This is a genomic window from Mesorhizobium sp. M1A.F.Ca.IN.020.06.1.1, from assembly GCF_004023265.1.
In the GTDB taxonomy this organism is placed as follows: domain Bacteria; phylum Pseudomonadota; class Alphaproteobacteria; order Rhizobiales; family Rhizobiaceae; genus Mesorhizobium.
This window is the reverse complement of sequence record NZ_RZSR01001394.1, coordinates 1-1,088: the sequence shown is the minus strand read 5'-3', so window position 1 is coordinate 1,088 and position 1,088 is coordinate 1. Positions and strand designations below refer to the sequence as shown.

Below are 1,088 nucleotides of genomic sequence, written 5' to 3'. Positions count from 1 at the left end.
GGTCAGTCCGAACCGTTCGAACAGCCGGTAACGGTCCGACTGGCCTAGTATCGCCTCGGCCACTACCTTGCCGGCCATGGCGGTGGTGTTGATGCCATGGCCGCCAAACGCCGTGAGATACCAGACGCCTGGCTGCAGCTGTCCGATCTGGGGCATCAGGTGCCGGGCGTAGGCCATCAGCCCCGACCAGGCGAGTTCGGTCTTGAGCGCAGCGAGCTGAGGATAGGTTCCGACCATCTCCCGGCGCAATTCCCAGGCCAGCGCCGCCGGCGAAGCGGCCCGCGTGGTGATGCGCCCACCCCAGAGCAGCCGCCGCCCGTCTTCCACGACCCGGTAGTAGTCGCCGGCGCGGCGGCTATCGCCTATGCCGTCGGTCGTCGCGATGGCGCTGGCGATGAGCTCCGGGGCCTCCTCGCTCAGCATCACATAGGTCGCAATCGGCAACATGGCCCGTCTCAACTGGCCGAGCAGCCGTCCTGTGTAGCCGCCGGTGGCGAACACCGCCTGCCGCGCGCGTACTTCGCCGTTTGCTGTGCGCATGGTCTTTTGCGGGCCGTCGAGTCTCGCCTCGACGGCGCTCGATCCCTCGTGGATCCTGCCGCCCAGCCGCTCGATCTCCTCGGCGACGGAGCGCAGATAGTTGAGCGGATGCATGTGGAAGGCGTTGGGGTCGCGTAGGCCCTGATAGTAGCGCTCGGACTGCAGCACCGCGCGCACCTGGTCACGCTCGAGATATTCGAGCGGATAGTCGAAATCCCGCGCCAGCCGTTCGGCGTGGGCCTTCAGTTCGGCGCCGCCGTCATGGCGAAGCACGCCCGTAATTCCGGGGCGAGGCTTTGCCGCCTTGATGTCGAGATCCTTGATCGTCTGCCGCACGAATTCGACGCCTTCGATCGACAATCGGTGCAGCTTCTGTGCCGCCGCGGTGCCGGCCATCGCGGCGATATTGTCGCTGCCGGTGGCGAAGCCGGGGCTGACGAAGCCGCCGTTGCGGCCCGAGGCGCCGAAGCCGACGCGCTCGGCTTCGAGCAGTACGACCTCGCGCCCGGCGCGGGCCAGTTGCAGCGCCGTCGTCAGACCGGCCAGTC

Annotated in this window: 1 protein-coding gene; it reads right to left on the bottom strand. The window is 67.7% G+C overall.

The genetic code is table 11. The features are described 5' to 3' along the window. A partial coding sequence (locus EOA60_RS34315; protein WP_164899827.1) for an FAD-binding oxidoreductase occupies window positions 1-1,088 on the bottom strand: 1,088 nt, incomplete at both ends.